This window comes from Haloarcula sp. HT12 (assembly GCF_055271655.1).
Window position 1 is genome coordinate 570,707 of the sequence record NZ_JBUXKW010000002.1, and the last position, 18,354, is coordinate 589,060.

At 65.0% G+C, this 18,354-nt stretch carries 21 protein-coding genes; 15 read left to right on the forward strand and 6 right to left on the reverse strand.

Annotated features, from left to right (window positions below):
- Positions 1 to 116 precede the first annotated feature (116 nt).
- The 3 genes from ACY9XZ_RS08140 to ACY9XZ_RS08150 all read left to right on the forward strand — a co-directional run bounded on the left by ACY9XZ_RS08140 (position 117) and on the right by ACY9XZ_RS08150 (position 3,838).
- The gene (locus tag ACY9XZ_RS08140; protein WP_463456531.1) at positions 117 to 995 is read left to right on the forward strand and encodes an ABC transporter ATP-binding protein; all 879 of its coding nucleotides are present in this window, start codon (positions 117 to 119) and stop codon (positions 993 to 995) included.
- Positions 995 to 1,795: an ABC transporter permease gene (locus ACY9XZ_RS08145; protein ID WP_463456532.1), complete on the forward strand. Its 801-nt coding sequence runs from the start codon at positions 995 to 997 to the stop codon at positions 1,793 to 1,795. Before ACY9XZ_RS08140 ends, ACY9XZ_RS08145 begins: the two co-directional genes overlap by 1 nt.
- A gap of 102 nt (positions 1,796 to 1,897) precedes the next feature.
- On the forward strand, positions 1,898 to 3,838 hold the full coding sequence (locus tag ACY9XZ_RS08150) for a COG1361 S-layer family protein (protein ID WP_463456533.1): 1,941 nt from the start codon (positions 1,898 to 1,900) through the stop codon (positions 3,836 to 3,838).
- Positions 3,839 to 4,074: 236 nt separating this feature from the next.
- Here the strand turns inward: ACY9XZ_RS08150 and nikR are convergent, their stop codons facing one another.
- Positions 4,075 to 4,485, reverse strand: coding sequence for a nickel-responsive transcriptional regulator NikR (gene nikR / locus ACY9XZ_RS08155; RefSeq protein ID WP_463456534.1), 411 nt, complete (start codon positions 4,483 to 4,485; stop codon positions 4,075 to 4,077).
- Positions 4,486 to 4,605: 120 nt separating this feature from the next.
- Here nikR and ACY9XZ_RS08160 point away from each other — a divergent pair, with 120 nt between their 5' ends.
- From ACY9XZ_RS08160 to ACY9XZ_RS08175, 4 genes are read left to right on the forward strand one after another with little or no spacing between them, the layout of a single operon-like run.
- A complete protein-coding gene (locus ACY9XZ_RS08160; protein ID WP_463456535.1) occupies positions 4,606 to 5,244 on the forward strand; it encodes an energy-coupling factor ABC transporter permease in 639 nt (212 codons plus the stop codon).
- Positions 5,244 to 5,558, forward strand: a complete 315-nt coding sequence (locus ACY9XZ_RS08165; RefSeq protein WP_463456536.1) for a PDGLE domain-containing protein — start codon at positions 5,244 to 5,246, stop codon at positions 5,556 to 5,558. The genes ACY9XZ_RS08160 and ACY9XZ_RS08165 overlap by 1 nt, the downstream gene beginning before the upstream one ends.
- A 3-nt stretch (positions 5,559 to 5,561) precedes the next feature.
- Positions 5,562 to 6,353, forward strand: a complete 792-nt coding sequence (gene cbiQ / locus ACY9XZ_RS08170) for a cobalt ECF transporter T component CbiQ (protein WP_463456537.1) — start codon at positions 5,562 to 5,564, stop codon at positions 6,351 to 6,353.
- Positions 6,350 to 7,162 carry an energy-coupling factor ABC transporter ATP-binding protein gene (locus ACY9XZ_RS08175; RefSeq protein ID WP_463456538.1) on the forward strand — a complete coding sequence of 271 codons (813 nt, stop codon included), beginning with the start codon at positions 6,350 to 6,352 and terminating at the stop codon, positions 7,160 to 7,162. The genes cbiQ and ACY9XZ_RS08175 overlap by 4 nt, the downstream gene beginning before the upstream one ends.
- A gap of 35 nt (positions 7,163 to 7,197) precedes the next feature.
- Here the strand turns inward: ACY9XZ_RS08175 and ACY9XZ_RS08180 are convergent, their stop codons facing one another.
- Positions 7,198 to 7,725, reverse strand: coding sequence for a phosphopantetheine adenylyltransferase (locus ACY9XZ_RS08180; RefSeq protein WP_463456539.1), 528 nt, complete (start codon positions 7,723 to 7,725; stop codon positions 7,198 to 7,200).
- Between the two features lie 137 nt (positions 7,726 to 7,862).
- Here ACY9XZ_RS08180 and ACY9XZ_RS08185 point away from each other — a divergent pair, with 137 nt between their 5' ends.
- Both ACY9XZ_RS08185 and ACY9XZ_RS08190 read left to right on the forward strand, forming a co-directional pair.
- Positions 7,863 to 8,849: a ring-cleaving dioxygenase gene (locus tag ACY9XZ_RS08185; RefSeq protein WP_463456540.1), complete on the forward strand. Its 987-nt coding sequence runs from the start codon at positions 7,863 to 7,865 to the stop codon at positions 8,847 to 8,849.
- Positions 8,850 to 8,931: 82 nt separating this feature from the next.
- Positions 8,932 to 9,303: a hypothetical protein gene (locus ACY9XZ_RS08190; protein WP_463456541.1), complete on the forward strand. Its 372-nt coding sequence runs from the start codon at positions 8,932 to 8,934 to the stop codon at positions 9,301 to 9,303.
- Positions 9,304 to 9,339: 36 nt separating this feature from the next.
- Here ACY9XZ_RS08190 and ACY9XZ_RS08195 read toward each other — a convergent pair whose 3' ends face one another.
- Positions 9,340 to 11,622: a nitric-oxide reductase large subunit gene (locus ACY9XZ_RS08195; RefSeq protein ID WP_463456542.1), complete on the reverse strand. Its 2,283-nt coding sequence runs from the start codon at positions 11,620 to 11,622 to the stop codon at positions 9,340 to 9,342.
- Between the two features lie 175 nt (positions 11,623 to 11,797).
- Between ACY9XZ_RS08195 and ACY9XZ_RS08200 the strand changes: the two genes are divergently transcribed.
- A complete protein-coding gene (locus ACY9XZ_RS08200) occupies positions 11,798 to 12,370 on the forward strand; it encodes a YbhB/YbcL family Raf kinase inhibitor-like protein (RefSeq protein WP_463456543.1) in 573 nt (190 codons plus the stop codon).
- Positions 12,371 to 12,556: 186 nt separating this feature from the next.
- Positions 12,557 to 12,736, forward strand: coding sequence for an HVO_0416 family zinc finger protein (locus tag ACY9XZ_RS08205; protein WP_004515335.1), 180 nt, complete (start codon positions 12,557 to 12,559; stop codon positions 12,734 to 12,736).
- Positions 12,737 to 12,968: 232 nt separating this feature from the next.
- Here ACY9XZ_RS08205 and ACY9XZ_RS08210 read toward each other — a convergent pair whose 3' ends face one another.
- Entirely contained in the window at positions 12,969 to 13,466 is a 498-nt protein-coding gene (locus ACY9XZ_RS08210; RefSeq protein ID WP_463456544.1) for a PadR family transcriptional regulator, read from the reverse strand.
- Positions 13,467 to 13,598: 132 nt separating this feature from the next.
- Between ACY9XZ_RS08210 and ACY9XZ_RS08215 the strand changes: the two genes are divergently transcribed.
- From ACY9XZ_RS08215 to ACY9XZ_RS08225, 3 genes are all read left to right on the forward strand, one after another.
- A complete protein-coding gene (locus tag ACY9XZ_RS08215; RefSeq protein WP_463456545.1) occupies positions 13,599 to 13,949 on the forward strand; it encodes an ArsR/SmtB family transcription factor in 351 nt (116 codons plus the stop codon).
- 28 nt (positions 13,950 to 13,977) lie between these two features.
- Complete coding sequence (locus ACY9XZ_RS08220; protein ID WP_463456546.1) at positions 13,978 to 14,277, forward strand: DUF7521 family protein; 300 nt, start codon at positions 13,978 to 13,980, stop codon at positions 14,275 to 14,277.
- An 81-nt stretch (positions 14,278 to 14,358) separates the two neighbouring features.
- On the forward strand, positions 14,359 to 16,200 hold the full coding sequence (locus ACY9XZ_RS08225; RefSeq protein ID WP_463456547.1) for a UvrD-helicase domain-containing protein: 1,842 nt from the start codon (positions 14,359 to 14,361) through the stop codon (positions 16,198 to 16,200).
- Positions 16,201 to 16,214: 14 nt separating this feature from the next.
- Here the strand turns inward: ACY9XZ_RS08225 and ACY9XZ_RS08230 are convergent, their stop codons facing one another.
- Positions 16,215 to 17,327: an RNA ligase gene (locus ACY9XZ_RS08230; protein WP_463456548.1), complete on the reverse strand. Its 1,113-nt coding sequence runs from the start codon at positions 17,325 to 17,327 to the stop codon at positions 16,215 to 16,217.
- Between the two features lie 96 nt (positions 17,328 to 17,423).
- On the opposite strand from ACY9XZ_RS08230, the gene ACY9XZ_RS08235 reads away from it, so the two are divergent.
- Positions 17,424 to 18,098, forward strand: coding sequence for an RNA ligase partner protein (locus ACY9XZ_RS08235; protein ID WP_463456549.1), 675 nt, complete (start codon positions 17,424 to 17,426; stop codon positions 18,096 to 18,098).
- On the opposite strand, the gene ACY9XZ_RS08240 is transcribed toward ACY9XZ_RS08235, so the two are convergent.
- A complete protein-coding gene (locus ACY9XZ_RS08240) occupies positions 18,095 to 18,346 on the reverse strand; it encodes a DUF7533 family protein (RefSeq protein ID WP_463456550.1) in 252 nt (83 codons plus the stop codon). The two genes, ACY9XZ_RS08235 and ACY9XZ_RS08240, sit on opposite strands and share 4 nt — an antisense overlap.
- Between the last annotated feature and the right edge of the window lie 8 nt (positions 18,347 to 18,354).

Genomic DNA, 18,354 nt, shown 5'->3' on the forward strand with positions numbered 1-18,354 from the left:
CCTCCACCAGGCGTGTTCTATTTCGCAAATCTGTCCGCCGGAAACGCGCCGACGAATCGCGGGTTCGGCCGTCAAAAGGTACGAAATATTATGTACTCTTGTCATCACATGCGGCTATGGCGGCAATCGAGGTCTCGGGGCTGAGCAAACAGTATGGTGACGTTCGGGCCAACGACGACCTGACGTTCACCGTTCGGGAGGGCGAGATTTTCGGTTACCTCGGGCCGAACGGTGCGGGGAAGACGACGACGATCCGCAGTTTGCTCGGTTTCCAGTCGCCGACCGAGGGAACCGCGACGGTGCTCGGCCGCGACGTTCGCGACGAAGACGAACTCCTCGAAGCGAAGGCCGACATCGGGTATCTACCGGGTGATCCGGGTCTCGACGAACAGGTCACGGGCCGCGAGTACCTCGACTACCAGGCGTCGCTGAAGGGCGACGAGCGGCGCGAGGAATTGCTGGAGCTGTTCGATCCGCCGCTCGACCGGAAGATAAGGGAGTACTCCCGGGGCAACAAACAGATGGTCGGCATCGTTCAGGCGTTCATGCACGACCCGGAACTGGTGATTATGGACGAACCGACTTCCGGGCTGGACCCACTGAAACAGGAGGCGTTCAACGAGTTTATCCGGGGAGAGCGAGCGGAGGGCAAGACGGTGTTCTTCTCGTCGCACGTTCTCGGCGAGGTCCGACGAGTCTGTGACAGAGTCGGGGTCATCCGTGAGGGGAAACTTGTGACCCTCGAGGAGATCGACACACTGCTCCGGCGCGGTGGGAAGCGCGTCCGGGTCCACACGCGGTCCGACGCCGATCTCGCCAGGCTAAGCGGTGACGGCATCCTCGACCGAGAGACGTTCGACGACGGCGTCCAGTTCACGTTCACTGGGGATTACAACACCCTCGTGTCGCTGCTTGCAGACTACGACATCGTCGATCTCGATATCGAGGAACCGCCGCTCGAAGATGTGTTCATGCACTTCTATGGAGAGGACTGATGTTCGAAGTGACCCGCTACGAGGGCCGCCGACGGATGCGAGGGACGGCCGTCCTCACCGTCCTGCTTGCGATCTACGCGCTGCTCATCGTCTTCCTGTATCCGTCCATCGCCGAGTCGAGCGTCGACTTCGACGAGTACGTCGAGAGCCTCCCGCCGGCACTCCAGGAGGGGTTCATCGGGTCGGCGAACTTCTCGACCGTCGAGGGGTTCCTCTCGATCGAGATGTACCAGTTCCTCTGGCTCCTGTTGCTCGGGCTGTACGTCGCCTACAGCGGGGGCGCGCTCGTTGCGGCGGACGTCGAGACCGGGAAACTGGACATGCTGCTCGCGACGCCAATATCGCGCTCGCGGGTCGCGGTCGAGAAGTACCTCTCGCTGCTGGTCCCCGTCCTCGGCGTCAACCTGGTGACGCCGTTCGTGGTCTATGTCGGCCTCCTCGCTATCGATGAGACGATCGACCCGGTGTCGCTGTTCGCCCTCCACCTGCTTTCGATCCCGTATCTGCTGATGTGTGCCGCCGTCGGCCTGCTGCTGTCGGTCCGCCTAGACCGCGCCGACATCGCCCAGCGCGGCGGGATCGGTGCGGTGTTCGGACTGTTCCTGCTGGACACGGTGAGCAGCGACACCGATTTCGAATGGCTCGGGGCCGTCAGCCCGACGCGGTACTTCAGCCCTGTAGACATCCTCAACGAGGGGACCTACGACATGGCCGGCGCGCTGCTCCTGCTCGGCGGGGGCCATCGCCTGCGTCGGCGTGAGCGTCGTCCTGTTCGAACGGCGGGACATCTGATGGCGTGACCGATGCCACCGACTGCCGATCCACCGATACCCAATGAACGACCCTACCACACTTCGCGACGGCGGAATCGCCACTGAGACGGACCGATCGACGGAGGGCGCATGAGCCGACTCGCCACCGGCGCGAAGCTGCTCACCGTCGTGGTCATCTGTTCGCTGCTTGTCTCCGGCGTAGTCGTGGGATTCGTCAGGGGGGAACCGGAGCTCTCCGCTTCACTCGCCGAGAATCGCGTCGTCGCCGGCGAGGAGGCGACCCTTGCGGTGACGCTCACGAACGCGGGCGAACTGGAGACCATGTCGACGACGAACCCGGAGCTGAACCGGCGCGTCCTCACGGCGACCGGCGTCAGTACCCGGCTTCGGGCGGGCGACGCGCCCCTCTCCATCACCACTGGCCGGCAGAGCGTCGGGAGTATTGCTGACGGCGGTGAGCGGGCCGTCCCGTTCACCATCTCGGTCGACGAGGACGCCTCGCCCGGGACCTATCGTCTCCCCCTGCGCGTGGCGTACACGCACACGTCTGAGATCGACGAAGGCGGGGGATTCTCCCGATCGCAGACAGTCGAGCGGACGCTGTCCGTGACAGTCCGGGTCGTTGAGCAGGCCCGGTTCGCCGTCGTCGACACCGAGGCGGACGTGGGGCCGGCAAGCGTCGGTACGGTCTCCGTGACCCTCGAAAACGTCGGCAGCGAGGCGGCGAACGAGACGGCCGTCTCGCTGGGCTCGCTGGACCCCGACGTCCGCGTCGGGTCGTCAGGAACGTCAAGCCAGTACGCCGGCGCGTGGGACCCCGGGCAACGACGGACGCTCACATACGTAGTTGCGGCGACCGAGACGGCGACGAACGCGACGTACCCGTTTCGGGTGACCACGGCGTTCGACGACGACCGCGGTGTCCGGCAGACCGACGAGTCCAGCGTCGTCGGCGTTGAGCCACAGACCGACCGACGGTTCGCCGTCACCGACGTCGAAAGCGACGTCGCGGCCGGCGGGTCGGGAACGCTCGCCGTCACCCTCCGGAACGACGGGTCGCGGACGAACGAGGCCACGCTCGCCCTCCGATCGGCCGGCGGGGCACTCGCCGTTGACGGAGGGGATGCGAGCACTCGGTTCGTCGGGGACTGGCCGTCTGAGGCCGAGCGGACGTTCACCTTCGACGTGACCGCGCCGCCCAGCACGGAGGGCGGGACCTACACACTCGACGCGGCCGTCGACTACCGGACCGACCGGGGTGCCGACGCGTCGGCCAGGCCCGCGAGCATCGGTGTGGCCGTCGCGCCCGACCCTGACTTCGCCGTCCGCGACCCCGACGTCTCGCTGACTGTCGGTGAGGAGGGGCAGGTGCGCGGGACGGTCGTTAACCGCGGCCCCACGCCGGCACGCAATGCCGTGGTCGTCATCTCCTCTCCATCGACGAACGTCCGGTTCGCGGAGACGACGTACGCCCTCGGCGATATCGAAACGGACGCCACGGCTGATTTCTCGTTCGACGCGGCAGTCACCCCGACGGCTGAGGCCGGCCCTCGCCCGTTCGACGTGACTGTCCGCTACGAGGGGGAGAGCGGTGACGACAGACAGAGCACGCCGCTCCAACTCCGAGGCGACGTCGCGCCACAGCCCGACCGCCTCGCGTTCGAGACGGTGAACGCCAGCTACGGCATCGATACGAGCAACAGGCTTCGCGTGCGAGCCACGAACGTCGGCGACACGCGCCTCGAAGACGTGCGGGTCAGGCTCGCGACGGCCCCGCCGCTCACCAGCGAGTCCCCGACCGCGTTCGTCAGCGCCCTCGATCCTGGAGAGACCACGCTGCTCGGCTTCGAACTCACTGTCTCGGAGGACGCGGTCGAGAGCACGCACGCCGTCACACTCAACGCGACCGCCGAGACGACCAACGGTGACGCGGTTCGGACCGAACCGTCACTCGTGTCAGTAACCATCGCGGAACCGCCGGGGCCGGGCGGCGACACCGCTCTCGTCGTCGGCGCGGCCATACTCGCGGCGGTCGTAGTTGTGAGCGGGTGGTGGTGGCTCCGCCAGTGAGCGCCACTGGTGTCGTCTGGGTCGTACTTTTGCCCATCGGAACACCGAACTGGGTGGTATCGGGTTCCGTGTCGGCTGCCTTCCAGAACCACATACGCAGGAGAGGCATTTTCACGAACCACCGGCTGCAGTTGAGAGTGGCCTTCGCCCCATCGTCAGCGCGCAGTCGAACCCGTCACGCACTCTACCACGCCGAGGGGTTGTGTACATTCGAGGGCGCTCTCCCACACCGCCGCTCACTCGTCCACAACGACGACCTTGACCTGCTGGACGCCGCCAATCGCCCGGAGACGATTAGCTAACTCTGTGATTTTGCCGCCCGCGCCCTCGACGACCAGCGTCTCCATGCAGGTGTCGTGAGAGAGATGGATATGCTGGACGGAGGTGATGATATCGGCCATCTCGTGTTGGACCGTCTGCAGGTCGTCAGCGATGCCTGAGACGTGGTGGTCGTGGACGATGACGATGGTCCCGTGGTGGTGTTGCTCGTCTCCGGACTCCCACTCGTAGGTCGCAAAGAAGTCACGTAGCGAGTCCCGTATCGCCTCCGACCGGCTCGCGTACTCCCACTCGTCGACGATGCCGTCGAGCCGGTCGACCATTGACGACGGGAGTGTCAGGCTGATCCGGTCGAGATCCTCACTCATGTGTGTCGATAGGTGCGGGCTGGCATATGGATACCTGGGCTTCGGTAATACTCACTCGCCGGCGGTAATACTGCTTGATGAAAAAGTATTATTACCGCGCGCGGGCCAGACCCGGGTAGCATGCACATTCCCGACGGGTATATCGATCTACCGCTTGCGTTGCTGTTCGGTGCGCTTGCGGTCGTCGTTCTGAGCGTCGCTGCGAAGCGTGTCAACGGCGACATCTCCGATGCGCGCGCACCGCTGCTCGGCGTTGTCGCGGCGAGTATCTTCGCCGCACAGATGCTCGACTGGCCGATCCCGGGCGGGACCAGCGCCCACTTCGTCGGGGGCGCGTTCGCGGCGATTCTCCTCGGCCCGCACCTGGGCGCGCTCTGTGTCGCCACTGTCGTCACGATTCAGGCGCTCGTCTTCGGTGACGGCGGGCTCGTGGTGCTTGGCGCGAACGTGTTCAACATGGCCGTCGTCGAGGTGTACGTCGGTTACGGGATCTATCGGCTGCTCGTTCCCTACGGCGAGTTCCGGGCCGCCTTCGCCGCTGGGTGGCTGGGAATCACGGCTGGCGCGCTGACCGCCGCGCTCCAGCTCGGCCTCTCCTCGGCGTTCCAGTACCAGTTGCTGACGACGCTGTCGATCATGGGTGTCGGACACCTCGCGCTGGGGCTGATCGAGGGGGCCATCACCGCCTCGGTGTATCGGTACCTGGCCCGCGCTCGACCCGACCTCCGACCGAACGCCGCGCCGGAGGTGAGCGCCTGATGGCCTGGGACCGTCCCGACTGGCTGCCCCGTGCGCTCGCCGCGCTGGTGATTCTAACGCTGCTCGCGCCGGCGTTCGGGTGGGCGGCCGGCCAGGTCGGCTACGCGGAACCGCTTGAGAACGCCGCCGAGGCGACGGGCGCGACGGAACACGCCACCGCGGTCGGGACGGCGCTGTTCCCGGACTACGGCGTCCCCGGCCTCGGCGGGGCGACCGGGACGTTCGTGTCGGCCGTCGTCGGCACCGCGCTGACGCTTCTCGTCGGTGCCGCTATCGGTCGCGCACTCGGGGCGGATACCGACGGGCAGCAGTAGCGCATGACCGGCAGCGACCTGCTCGACCGGACTGTCGCAGCCATCGCGGCCAGCGCCCAGTGGTTCCTGCTCGCAGAGGAGCTGCCGGATCGAGACGGGTTTCTCCAGGCTGTCACGCCGACTGTCAAGCTCGTCGGCATCGCTGCGCTCGTCACGCTCACCGTGACACAGCGGACGCTGTCGACGGTCGTCGCGCTCGCGCTGTTCGCTATGGTGCTCGCGGCGCTGTCGCGGGTCCCCATCCGTACGTTCCTGGGTCGGCTGACCGGCCCGCCGGCGTTCGCGCTCGTCGTCGTCGCGCCACAGGCCGTCCTGATGGGCGGCCCCTCGCTGGGTTCGCTCCCACTCTCGGCCGCTGGCGTCGACTACGTGCTCACGTTCGCTGTCCGCGTCACGGCGTGTGTCGGCTTCCTGTCCGTGTTGCTGTTGACGACTCGTTTCGCAGACCTGCTGGCGGCGTTCCGTCGGCTCCGAGCTCCGACGATTGCCGTCTCGCTGCTCGGGATCACGTACCGCTATCTCCTCCTCTTTTTCGCCGAACTCGAACGGATGGTCCGCGCTCGCCGGAGTCGGACTATCGCCGAGCCGAGCCTCCGCCGGAACTGGCGCGACTCGGGGCACTTCGTGGGCTCGTTTCTCGTCCGGAGCCTGGAACGCGGCGAGCGGGTCCAGCGCGCCGCCCGCGCCCGTGGCGGCACTGGCTCGACGCCGACACAGCCCCGGGAACCGCTCGGGCGGGCCGACCTCGCCTTCGGACTAGTCGTCGCGCTCGCCGTCGTGGTGGTGGTCGCGTGACTGCTATCGAGGCCACCGCTCTCCGGTATGCCTATCCTGACGACACGCTGGCCGTCGACGGGGTCGACGTATCCATCGAACGCGGCGAGCGCGTCGCGTTGCTCGGTCCCAATGGAGCCGGCAAGTCGACGCTGCTGGAACTGCTGGGCGGCCTGGTCGACCCTGACAGCGGACAGGTTCGGTACTTCGGGGAGACGACCGACGCCGACACTGTCCGCAGTCGACTGAGCGTCCTGACGCAGAACCCCGCCGACTACCTGTTCAATCCGACTGTCCGCGAGGACCTCGCATACGGGCCGGCGCAACTGGACTGCTCGCGCGAGGAAGTCGACCGCCGCGTTGCGCGCGTCGCCGACCGCCTCGATCTCGACGGCCTCCTGTCGAAACCGCCGTTCCGTCTCAGCGGCGGCGAACAGCGACGGGCGGCCCTCGCCAGCGCACTCACCGTCGAACCGGACGTGCTCCTGCTCGATGAACCGGTGAGCAACGTCGACGCCGCGAACCGGGAGACGATCCTCGACCTGCTCGACGAACTCGCGGCCGACGGCGTCACGCTCGTCGTCTCGACGCCGGACACCGAACTCGTCCCCCACGTCGCGGACCGGGTGGTGCTGCTCGACGACACCGGCACGATTGCCGCGAAGGACACCGCCCGAAACATCTTGACCGACACTGACCTGCTGGCGGACTGTGACCTGCGCCCGCCCCAGGTCGTCAGACTGTTCGACGGCCGAACGGCGGACGTGCCACTGACCGTCGACGGTGCCGCCGGACGGCTGGACGCAGCCAGCTTGGATAATGGGGAGTGACGTTTTGATCGCGAGGGAGACGACCGACCGCTACGTCACTCCGATCCGTCGAGCAGCCGACCGTGCACGTCGATCTCGCCGTTCCGAATCCGGGTGCTGCTGATTCGCGTGCCGTCCTCGGCGACGACGAACGGCGGCGTGTGGATTTCCAGCGGGTGGAGCCCCGCCTCCCGCCGCTGTTGATTGAGTTCGTAGGCTCGGCGCTGCGCCTTTGCTTCCGGCGAGGCGACGAGCGCGTCCACGTCCGCTCGTGTCGCGGCCGGCCCCTGCGTGTCGTCTAACCGGAGAATCTCGTAGGAGGCGGTGTACGACTCACCTAACTGGTCTAACTCGGCATCGAGCGCGTTCCGGCGGTCGTCGTACGCACCCAACTGCTCGACGTGTGCCGGGTCGCTACGCGTCTCCGTGGCCAGTTCGGAACTGGTGAGTCCGACGATGACGTGGCCATCGCCGGGGCCGTCGTGGCTCGCGGTCTGAAACGCTTTGTGCAGTAGCGCCCGGTGACCGTTGTGTATCGGTGTGAACGTCCCGCCGAGAATCGCTGTCCGGTCCGCGTCTGCCATACGCGAATGTCCCACCAGTGTCATATATAGCTGCTGTCCATCACGAGACGCCCCAGTGTTATCGGCTTCTACCGACCGTGACCCGGTAACACTCGCGTCAGCAGTAACTCAAGTAGCTCCGGTGCGTATCCGTAGTCATGACTGAAGTCACCACACCGGGAATTCATCACGTCACGTGCATCGCGAGCGACCCACAGCAGAACATGGACTTCTGGGTCGAGACGCTCGGTCTCAGGCTCGTCAAGCGCTCGATCAACCAGGACGACCCGAGCACGTACCACTTCTTCTTCGCCGACGCCGCGGGGAACCCGGGCACGAGCATGACGTTCTTCCCGTGGGAAGACCACGCACAGGGGAAGGTCGGCTCCGGACAGGTCTCACGCACTGCGTTCCGCGTTCCTGAGGGCAGCCTCGACTACTGGGAGGACCGCTTCGACGAGTACGGCGTCGACTACGACGACCGCGTCGAGCGGTTCGGCGAGACCGTCCTCCCGTTTCGCGACCCGGACGGGCTACCGGTCGAACTGGTCGAGGTCGAGATTCCTGACGACGACCCGACCGAGCCGTGGACGGAGTTCGTCCCCGAAGACGCCGCAATCCGTGGCTTCCACTCCGTGACGCTGTGGCTCGCCGACCCCGAACCGACCGAAGACCTGCTCCAGAAGATGGGACTGGAAGAAGTCGGCACCGAGCAGGCACAGGGCGACACGCCCGGCGACGAGCGGACCCGCTTCGCCGCGCCCGGGTCCGTCGGGAAGTACGTCGACGTGTTGCCGACTATTGAGGGCGGCCGACAGGGCCACGGCACGGTCCACCACGTCGCCTTCCAGACGCCGACCGACGAGGACCAGCAGGCGATGCGCGAGGCCGTCCGCGGTGCGGGACTGCGACCCACCTCACAGATCGACCGCCACTGGTTCCGGTCGGTCTACTTCCGGGAGTTCGGCGGTATCCTGTTCGAACTCGCCACGAGCGACCCCGGCTACGACAGCGACGAGCCGCTCGACGACCTCGGCGGCCGACTGGTGCTGCCCGGGAAGTTCGAGGACCGGCGCGAAGAAATCGAAGCGGGGCTCACGGACGTGACGATCCCCCGGGCGGAGTCGGCCGAAGCCGACGACTAACGCCGGCGAACCGACCGGTATACGCTTCATTCTTCCTGTTAGCCTGTGAGTAAATATGGGTGCCCGGAATGTCCAGTGGTACATGTCCACAGAGGGACAGGAGTACGTTATCGCGCCGTGGGGGGAGGGTGAGTGTGAGACGACCGACGTTACGGTCGACTTGCCGTCGCGAGACCTTGCAGCTCAACTGGAAGTTCCGACGAGCGTGCTGGACCGCATGGCACAGCTTAGTGACGACCACGATATCCCGGTGACGCAGGCCCTTGGAGAGCGACTGGAGATCAACCGGGCGCGGATCTCGCTCTGTGCCGCGAAGTCGGTCGAGGACGTGGCCGCTGTCCAGCAGCATCTCACTGACGCCCGCGAGTACCTGTCCGGCGTCGAGGCGCTCGATACGGCCGATCTGGAGGCCGACATCGAACACCTCTGGACGAACGAACTCGGGAGCGTTTGATCGGGGTCCGAACGCGCTCTGCCCGGAACGCCGTCGTTAGTCGTCGCTCATCACGCCCTCCGCGACGGCCATGTCTTCGACCGTGGGGTCGTCCTCGGACGCCCGGAGGACGAACCGCTTGCGGACCAGGTCGGCCGCGTAGATGGCCGTCCCGAGGATGATGAGCGTGTCACCGGGCAGGCGCGCCCAGAACAGCGTCTGGACGAGCGGCTGGTTGTAGAACGCCACGCTCCGGGCCGCGGCGTAGCTGCCGGTAAAGGCCGCCTCCAGCTGGAGGAAGCCAACGGGTAGCACGGAGACGAACACCATCAGCGCCAGGCCGACGTTCCAGCACCAGAACGCCGCCCGGAGCCAGGAGCCGTCCCAGCGACCGGGCTCGATGGCGAGCTGGAGCATGTAGGTGACCATCCCCAGCGCGAGGAAGCCGAAGGCCCCGAACATCGCGGCGTGGGCGTGGCCGACCGTGAGGTAGGTGCCGTGCTCGTAGTAGTTGATGAGCGGGAGGTTGATGAAGAAGCCGAGCACGCCGGCTCCGACGAAGTTCCAGACTCCGCTGGCGATGATGAACATGAACGGGAGCTTGTAGGGGAACCCGCCGGTCTCGGACATCGCCCGGTACTGGCCCAGCGCCTCGTAGAGGATGAACACCAGCGGGAGCAGCTCGAGCGTCGAGAACACGCTCCCGATGGGGACCCACATGTCGGGCATGCCGACCCACCAGTAGTGGTGGGAGACGCCGATGACGCCCGTACTCATCACCAGCAGCGCCTGGAGCATGACCGCCTTCTCGGCGCTGCGGCGGCTGAGCAGGTTCATCGACACCAGCGTCAGCCCGATGATGGCGACGATGAAGAACTCGAAGGCCCCTTCGACCCACATGTGGACGACCCACCAGCGCCAGAACTCCGTGACGGCGATGTTGGTCTCCGGGGTGAAGAAGAACCCTGCGGTGAACAGCAGGGCGATGGAGCCGCCGGCGTACAGGATCATGTGTGCGAGACCGAACACCGGCTCGCGGTCCAGCAGCGGCTTCAGGCCCCGGATGGAGAGGACGGCCCACAGGCCGAAGCCGACGAGTAGTCCGACCTGCCAGACCTTCCCGACTTCGAGGTACTCTAGCCCTTCGTTGCCGAACAGCCACCAGAGGTCACCGAAGTAGCCGTGGGAGCCGAGCCAGATGCCGCCGAGGCCGCCGACGGTGACGACGACGATGGCCCCGAGCAGCACGTCGATGTACGTCGACTGGCGTTTTGGCTCGTGGCCGGTCAAAAGCGGCGGGAGGAACAGTCCCGCACCGAGCCACGTCGCGGCGATCCAGAGAATACCAAGGTCGATGTGCCAGGTCTTCGCCATCGCAAAGGGCAGTAGCTGGAGGATGTGGACACCGAAGATCTCCTCGATGCCGAAGAACCCGGCCCGTTCGATGTAGAAGTGCGCGAGCAACCCGCCGAGCAACACCTGCGCGAGGAACAACCCGGCGGCGACCGGGATGAACCGCAGGGCGGCCCGCTGGCTGGGGAAGATGCTCACGTCGCCCGGCTCGGGAACCGAGAGGGAGTCGGCGGACGGCTCCGGGAGCCTGACGGACTGGTACAGCCAGATGCCGCCACCGGCGGCGGCGACGAGGAGGACCATCGCGATGACGCTCCAGGTCATCGCCGCGCCGGTCGCGTCGTTCCCGGCGGCGGGCTCGTATGGCCAGTCGTTCGTGTAGGAGTGGTCGCCGTCCGGGCGGTCGGTGTGGGAGAACCACGCCGTCCACATGGCGAAGTCGGCGAACTGCCGGGCGTCGGCCTCGGAATCGATCATCCCCTCGGGGACGCCGCGCTCGTGGCTCCCCTCGTGGTATCGCTCGACGTACTCCTGACGGACCTGCTGGTGGGCGTACAGCTCCGCGGCGGAGTACTCGATGTTCCCGCCCTGGTACTCCCCACTGAGATCTTGTTTGACGTCATCGTCGACGGCGGCCTGTTCGGCCGTCGACAGCGACTCGTACTCGGTGCCGTAGCGCTCTTCGGCGTAGTAGGTCCGCATGTGCTGGGTTTTCAACTCCAGCGAGTCGGCGGTGTAGTCCGCGCCGTAATACGCGCCGTTACCGAGAATCGAACCGTGGTTCATCAGTCCGTTCTTCTGGAACGCCTTCTTTCCGTCGCGGATATCCTCACCCGTGACGAGCGTCTCGCCGTCGGGTCCGACGACCTGCTCCGGGATGGGTGGCGCTTCCTGGTACGCCACCCACGCGCCGGCCCCCATGACGACGAGGTTGAAGACGAACGCGGCGGCGATCACCTTCGCGATCGTTTTTCGTTTGAGCTCCATGTGGTTGGAATTCAGTCATCCCAAAATAAGAAGGGGGTAAGACGTTCCCAGTCGCTGGCGACGCGAGGGAACATGTTCGCCCTGATAGGGACCAGTGGTGTCCCGTCCCCGGATTCGTAGCAGTGCGTGGCGCGGTATCACAAGGCAAATTACTACCTGTCCCTCCCACTGTGGCATGCGCCGTCGCCACTTCGTCCAGACGCTCGGTGTGTCAGCACTGGTCGGGAACGCGGGCTGTACTGGGCAATCGGACGACACAACATCGGCCTTCGACGTGTCGAGCCCCGCGTTCAGTTCCGGGGACGAGCTCCCGGCCCGGTTCACCTGCGACGGCGACGGTGTTTCGCCGCCCTTTGTGATCGAGCGCGTGCCGGAACCGACGGCGGCGCTTGCCGTCACCGCCGAGTACGACGGCGGCGTGTTCAGCCAGCCGGTGTTCTGGACGCTGTGGAACGTTCCACCGGGGACAGAGCGGATCCCCGCCGGGCTCCCCCGCGAGCCGTCCCTCGATACGCTCGGGGGCGCTCGACAGGGGAAACAGCCCCCCGGAGAGCCGGGATACGAACCGCCGTGTCCGCCGGCCGGCCAACCCTACGAACACCGGTTTCAGGTGTTCGCGCTCGGCGAGGCGCTGTCCGTCGAGGGCGGGACGGAACAGGAGACGGCGACAGAGGCCATCGCGAACGCGCTCATCGCGAGCACCCGCATCACTGTCGAGTACACTCACCCGGCTTCGACAGACGGCTAACGGGAGGACCCCGGCCACGAGTGTGCTGTACGACCGTTTCTTCGGTAGCGACTGCTTGGAATCCGGCTCCTGAATGGCGCGGCCCGCTGTGAGTGGCTGTCTCGTCGCGCGTGATGTATCGTTACTCATGGCAATGTTTCACAATACCATTAAACCTATATACTGGTGTGATATACCATAGCATGTATGGCGTCCGCACCGAGTAGTGACGATATGTTCGACGAGTTCCTCTCCCAGCGTGGCCACGACGTGGACCAGAGTGGTTGGGAAGAGAGCTATAACAAGAAGCAGTGCCCTGACTGTGGCGGTCTTCACGAGTCGACAGCGGCACAGTGCTCGGTGTGTGGCTGGACACCGGTACGGTAAGGATACTCCGCTTTTTCGCTCTTCTGTGCTCCATCCGGTAGTGGCGGTACCGACCTGCAGAACGGACAGCGAACACTCTGCCGGCGATGCGCTCCGCTACGCGCAATGTCGAGCCACAACGGCGTAGACAGTAGGGACTGCATTACGTTATCACGAACGGAAGTGGGAATGTTCGGTCAGCCAGCCAACGGCTGGGGGGTCGTGTGCCGGTTGACCGACCGATTAGTGATGGTTACAGCGCATCGAGCGATCCATGGAGAAACAGCCCGAGCGCGAGATGTTGGTACGCGGACGTCGCGATCTGCTCCTTTGCAGCCGCGTCGTCCGCGATTCCGTACTGCTTCGTCTGGATGAGTTCGTGCATCTGGAGCGTGCCGTCTGCCTCTAAATCGTGCAGCCGGGGGTACACAGTCCCCGGACTCAGTTCGGCACCGAACTGGTCTTCGAGTGCCTCCATAAGTCCGGTGCCGTGGGTGCCACCATCGGCGACTGCGATCATCGCCAGGAGGATCTCTTCCAGACTCTGTGTGACCAGGCCGTCATCGACCGCGATATCGCCGTCGACGACGTCGTCAATGACCGGATCCAACAGCGACTCCGTGATGGCGTCACGACTGGGTGGGTCATGCGATTCCGGGCGCTCTGTACCGCCGAGCGGGGTCACTCGCTCATCGGCTGTCTGGCCCTGCCTCTTGCCCGTCGTCACGCGACGGAGGTTGTCTCCGGACATCGTCTCACCTGAACGGGATCCGCACTGACTGGTACAGTGGCTATCGTCATATAAACGGGGCAGTGTTTTCTGAACGTGAAACCACCACAGTGCTCGAAAACGCTTATATAATATGACGCGAATTTTGGTGTAGTGGCTGAGGAACAGAGCATCGAGGAGATTCTCGATACTATCGGCGATAAGCACGCTCGCCGCGTGCTCGCCGCGATCAGTCGGGAACCGCAGTCGGCGAAGGAACTCGCCGAGGAGTGTGACCTCTCGCTGCCGACAGTGTATCGACGTATCGAACTACTTGACGAGTACGATCTCGTCACCGACCGGACGCTCGTCGCCGAGGACGGGAACCACTACAAAGTGTACGAGTCCAACTTCGAGTCGACGGTCATCTCGCTCGAAGACGAGGAGTACAAAGTGCGCATCTATCGGGAAGAGAACCTCCCGGACCGGTTCAGTCAGCTCTGGGACGAGCTGAACCCGGAATGAGTTCGCCCTCCAGCGGAGGAGTGACCGTATGACGACTGGCGTGGCTATCGCACGTGGCGCGCTCATCCTGATGCGGATGATCGTGTTCGGGCTGACACTCGGTATTACCCTGATCAGCTTCCAGGCCTACCGGAAACGCCCCTCAGAACGCCTCCAGTACGCGTTCGTCGGTTTCGCGTTCATCAGTATGGGCGTCGCCATCTCCAGCGTGATCACACAGCTGAGCGCCGGTGAGACCGGTGCCATCGTCCGCGTCTTCTTCCAGATGTCGGAGACGATCCCGTTCATCATCGGGTTCGCAATGTTGTACGTGTCGCTGTACCGATGAGAAACCCGTTTGGATGCGCCTGTCAGTTGTCGTCCCGCTAAAGCACGTTGTTTATTTGGCCGCGGTCCCACTACATGTTCAATGACTGATTCGACCACCGAGGTTGTCCGCCTGTTCGGTGGGCCCGGAAGCGGGAAGACGACGGCGCTGCTCGACCGCGTCGACGAACTGCTGGAAGACGACGACGTCGATTTCCGCGACGTACTGGTTGTCTCATACACGCGTGCGGCGGCCGCCGAGATCCGCGAGCGGCTCGCGGACCGACTCGGCCTGTCCCCCCGTGCACTCCGTGGAAACGTCTGTACGATGCACGCGAAGGCGTACGAACTGCTGAACCTTTCCCGCGGTGACGTTGTCGGTGAAGACGACAAGGAAGCCTTCTGTGAGGAGTTCGGCATCGACTACGAGGACGAGTACGAGGGCTCGCGTCGCCGCTCTGCCCGCTCGACGACCCTCGGCAACAAGATCATCGCGACGAGCCAGTGGCTCCAGCGGACCCGCCGTGACGTGGCCGACTGGTACGACGTGCCGTTCAAGTGGGACGACGAGGAGGTCCGACTGCCGCCGGAGATCGACGACAACGCCCAGACCGGCAACAAGTACACGCCGACCTGGCCGACAGACGACGACCGCGTTGACGTGCCCGCCGCCATCCGCGGCTGGCGTAGTTACAAGGGCGAGAACGACCTGACCGGTTTCGCAGACATGCTCGAACGGGTCGCCCAGCGCTCGCTGCTTCCCAACGTCGACTACCTTATCATCGACGAGTTTCAGGACATCACGACGCTGCAGTACGACGTGTACGACGAGTGGAAGCCCCACATGGAGCGGGTGCTCATCGCCGGCGACGACGACCAGGTCGTCTACGCCTGGCAGGGCGCGGACCCCGATCTCCTGCTCGAGGAAGTCGTTACCCAGGACGAGGTGCTGCCGAACTCCTACCGGCTCCCATCGCGCATCCTCAACGTCGTCAACCGCGAGGTACGCCACATCGAGAAGCGCCAGGAGAAAGACCTCAATCCGCGCAAGGAGGGCGGCCGCGTCGAGGCGGTCCAGAACCCCTCGATGTTCGACCTCTCCCGGAACGTCACGCGAACCATCGAGCAGTCCGACGAGACGGTGATGGTGCTGTTCCGGGCCCGCTACCAGATGTTCCAGTTCATCGACGAGTTCATCGACAACGGGATCCCCTTCTCCTGTCTCACCGACCAGCGGATGTGGACCGACCGGCTCACCCAGTACGTCAACGGGCTGGAGGCCGTCGAAGCCGACGAGCCGCTCACGGTGCTTGAAGCGCGCCGCCTCGCCGACATGCTCGTCGACTCCGCTTTCGGGACCGGCGAGCGCGACGACCTCTTCGACGCGCTCGAAGAGATCGACGAATCGCACGAGGACAAGGACATCGCCGATATCGAAATCGACCCCGACGTGGTCCGCGACCACGTTCCCTTCCTCCCCGACGCGGCCTCGGCGGGCGACATGCTCCGGAAAGTGACCAACTTCCAGGAACGGACCGTCGACGCCTATTTCAACGGCGACTACACCGGGATGGACGCCGACCGGGTCCGCGTCGGGACCATCCACTCCGCCAAAGGTCGCGAGGCCGACCACGTGTTCGTCGCGACCGACCTCACGGAGAAGGTCGTCGAGCAGATGGCCGCGACCGTCGACCAGCAGGGCATCGAAGTGCCCGGGGTTGAGGAGTTCACCAAACACACCAGCCCCGTGCCGACGCTGACCGACAACGAGCGGCGCGTGTTCTACGTCGGGATGTCCCGAGCCCGCGAACGGCTCGTCCTGCTGGAGAACCTTGTCGACGGTGCACCGACGCTACCCATCGACGTGTTGCTGGAGAACGAACCCAGCGACCGTTCAATCGAGCAACTGCTCGACGACGCCAGCGAGACCATCGCTGCCGACTGACGCGGTCGATTTTCTCACTCGTCGATTGTCCCACCTTCTAGGTAGTATCTCGTCTTGTCACGCGTCGACTGGGCGACTTTGGTGAACGTAACGACCCGCTGGCTGCCGTCTGTCTCGTCGCGCTCGACGTGTAGTTCCAGCCCCTTCTCGCGGAAGTACGACAGCAGGTCATCGATCGTTTTCGGATCGCCGCGAACGGTGTGCGTTTCGCCGACCGGTTCACCCTTCTCCACCGCCCGTATCGTCTCGACTGCTGGCCGGAGGATAGCCTCGCCCAGTTCTCGTGCCCGCTCGCGGACAACATTCGGGGACTCACCATACTCGACGGCTTGGAAGGCCTCTCGAATGACCCGCGTAAAAACGAAGTCCCGGCCGTAGTCGAAGGGCAGTTCGAACGCGTGTTCGAGATCGGCCCGGTGGATGGCGCTCGTCGTGTACTTTAATGCCGTATCACCGTCCGTCGATTTGAGGACAACGCCCTCCCGACCGCGGGCGTTCAGATCGTCGATCCGCTCACGGGCGGCGTCGACGGCCGCCGCCGGGGTGAATGTCCCGTAGTGGTCGACGCTGTCGAGGCCGTAGGTCGCACATCGGTCGAGTCGCCGTTCCACGCCCATCGGCGTCCCGCTCTCGCGGTGACGGATGCCGAACACGTAGAACCCGACTTCCTCGATTCCGCCGTAATCGTGGTCGGTGTAGGGGTTCTCCGGCCCGACGAGTTCCCCACACAGCATGTGCTCCGGGTGGTCGTCGAAGAACGCCTCGGCGTCCAGTAACGCCTCGACCTTCCGCGTGGTGTACGGACAGACGAACCCGCTCCGGGTGAACGCCAGGAGGTCGCCGTCGATCCGCGCGACCCTGACGTTGTAGCCGTTGAGCTTCTCTTCGATGGCGATGGGGCCGTCGAACGTTTCCCGGATCGCCGGTTCGAGGACGAGCGCGCGCGGCATCGACGGATAGCCGCGAACGACCACGTCGCCGATAACTGCAGTCCCGCGTTCGATACCGTGGCGTTCGTCGCTGAGGTGTCGGTATCGCTGTCCGCGAAACCACTCGGTATCGAAGTGCTCCAGCAGGTCTTCGGGGTCGGTGTCGACGCCGAACAGCGACCCCCAGTCTCTCGACATACGTGTGCCTTGTTGACATGACACCAAAGTTCTGCTGGCGCAGGTCACTACCGGAACTGCCAGAGGGAATTAGTGGCAGGCTATCGTAGCGCCAGTATGGTCGACCGCCCGCTCAAACAACGGTTCGTCCTCGATACGTCGCTGTTTCTCACCCCGGAAATCAGAAGCGGCGACGAGGACCTGGAGGCGGCCTGTCTGGACCTGCTCGATCTCATCTCGGAGGCGAAACTGGTCCACAACATCTCCTGTTACATGCCCCCGTCGATACAGGCCGAACTGACGACGATGTTAGCGGACCGGGACATCAGTGACGACGTGCTGACGAAGCTGGATACGTGGGTCATTACGAAGTCACCGGCCCACTACGAGGTGATGATTCCGGCGGACCTGGTGTACGAGTTCATCGACGAGATGTCAGAGCGGGTCGACCGCGGCCTCCGCGTCTCGGAGAAGGCCGTCCGGAAAGCCGAGGAGTCGCGGGCCGAAACGGTCGAGGAACACGACCACATGACCGAGGTAGACAAGGTGATCTCGGATCTGCGCGACGAGTACCGGGACACGCTCCGGCAGGGCGTGCTTGACTCCCGCGAGGACTTCGACCTCCTGATACTCGCACAGGAACTGGACGCCGGCGTCGTCACGGAGGACCAGGGCATCATCAACTGGGCGGAGGACTTCGGACTGCGGTATCTCAAGGGCCGGAACTTCCCCCCGCTGCTCAGGGAGTATCTCGCGGCCGACGACCCGGACCGCTGGCGCGACGAGAGTTAGTTGTCGTCCTTGTCCGGTGGTTTCCCGCCGGGGAGCGCACTGCGTGCCCGCCCGGCGATTGCACCGGGAATGTCCGTCGGGGAGGGCGCGACCCACTCGATGGCCAGTAAGGCGACGGCTAACCCGAGAAAGACCGCACCGACCGCCGTCTGGCCGCGAGCGAGGTTGTCGAATCCGAGGAGGGTGACCCGCGCGGCGAGTACGACCGCGACCATCAGCTCGATCGTCCCGATGAGTCCCCGTGCCATCGGCCGTC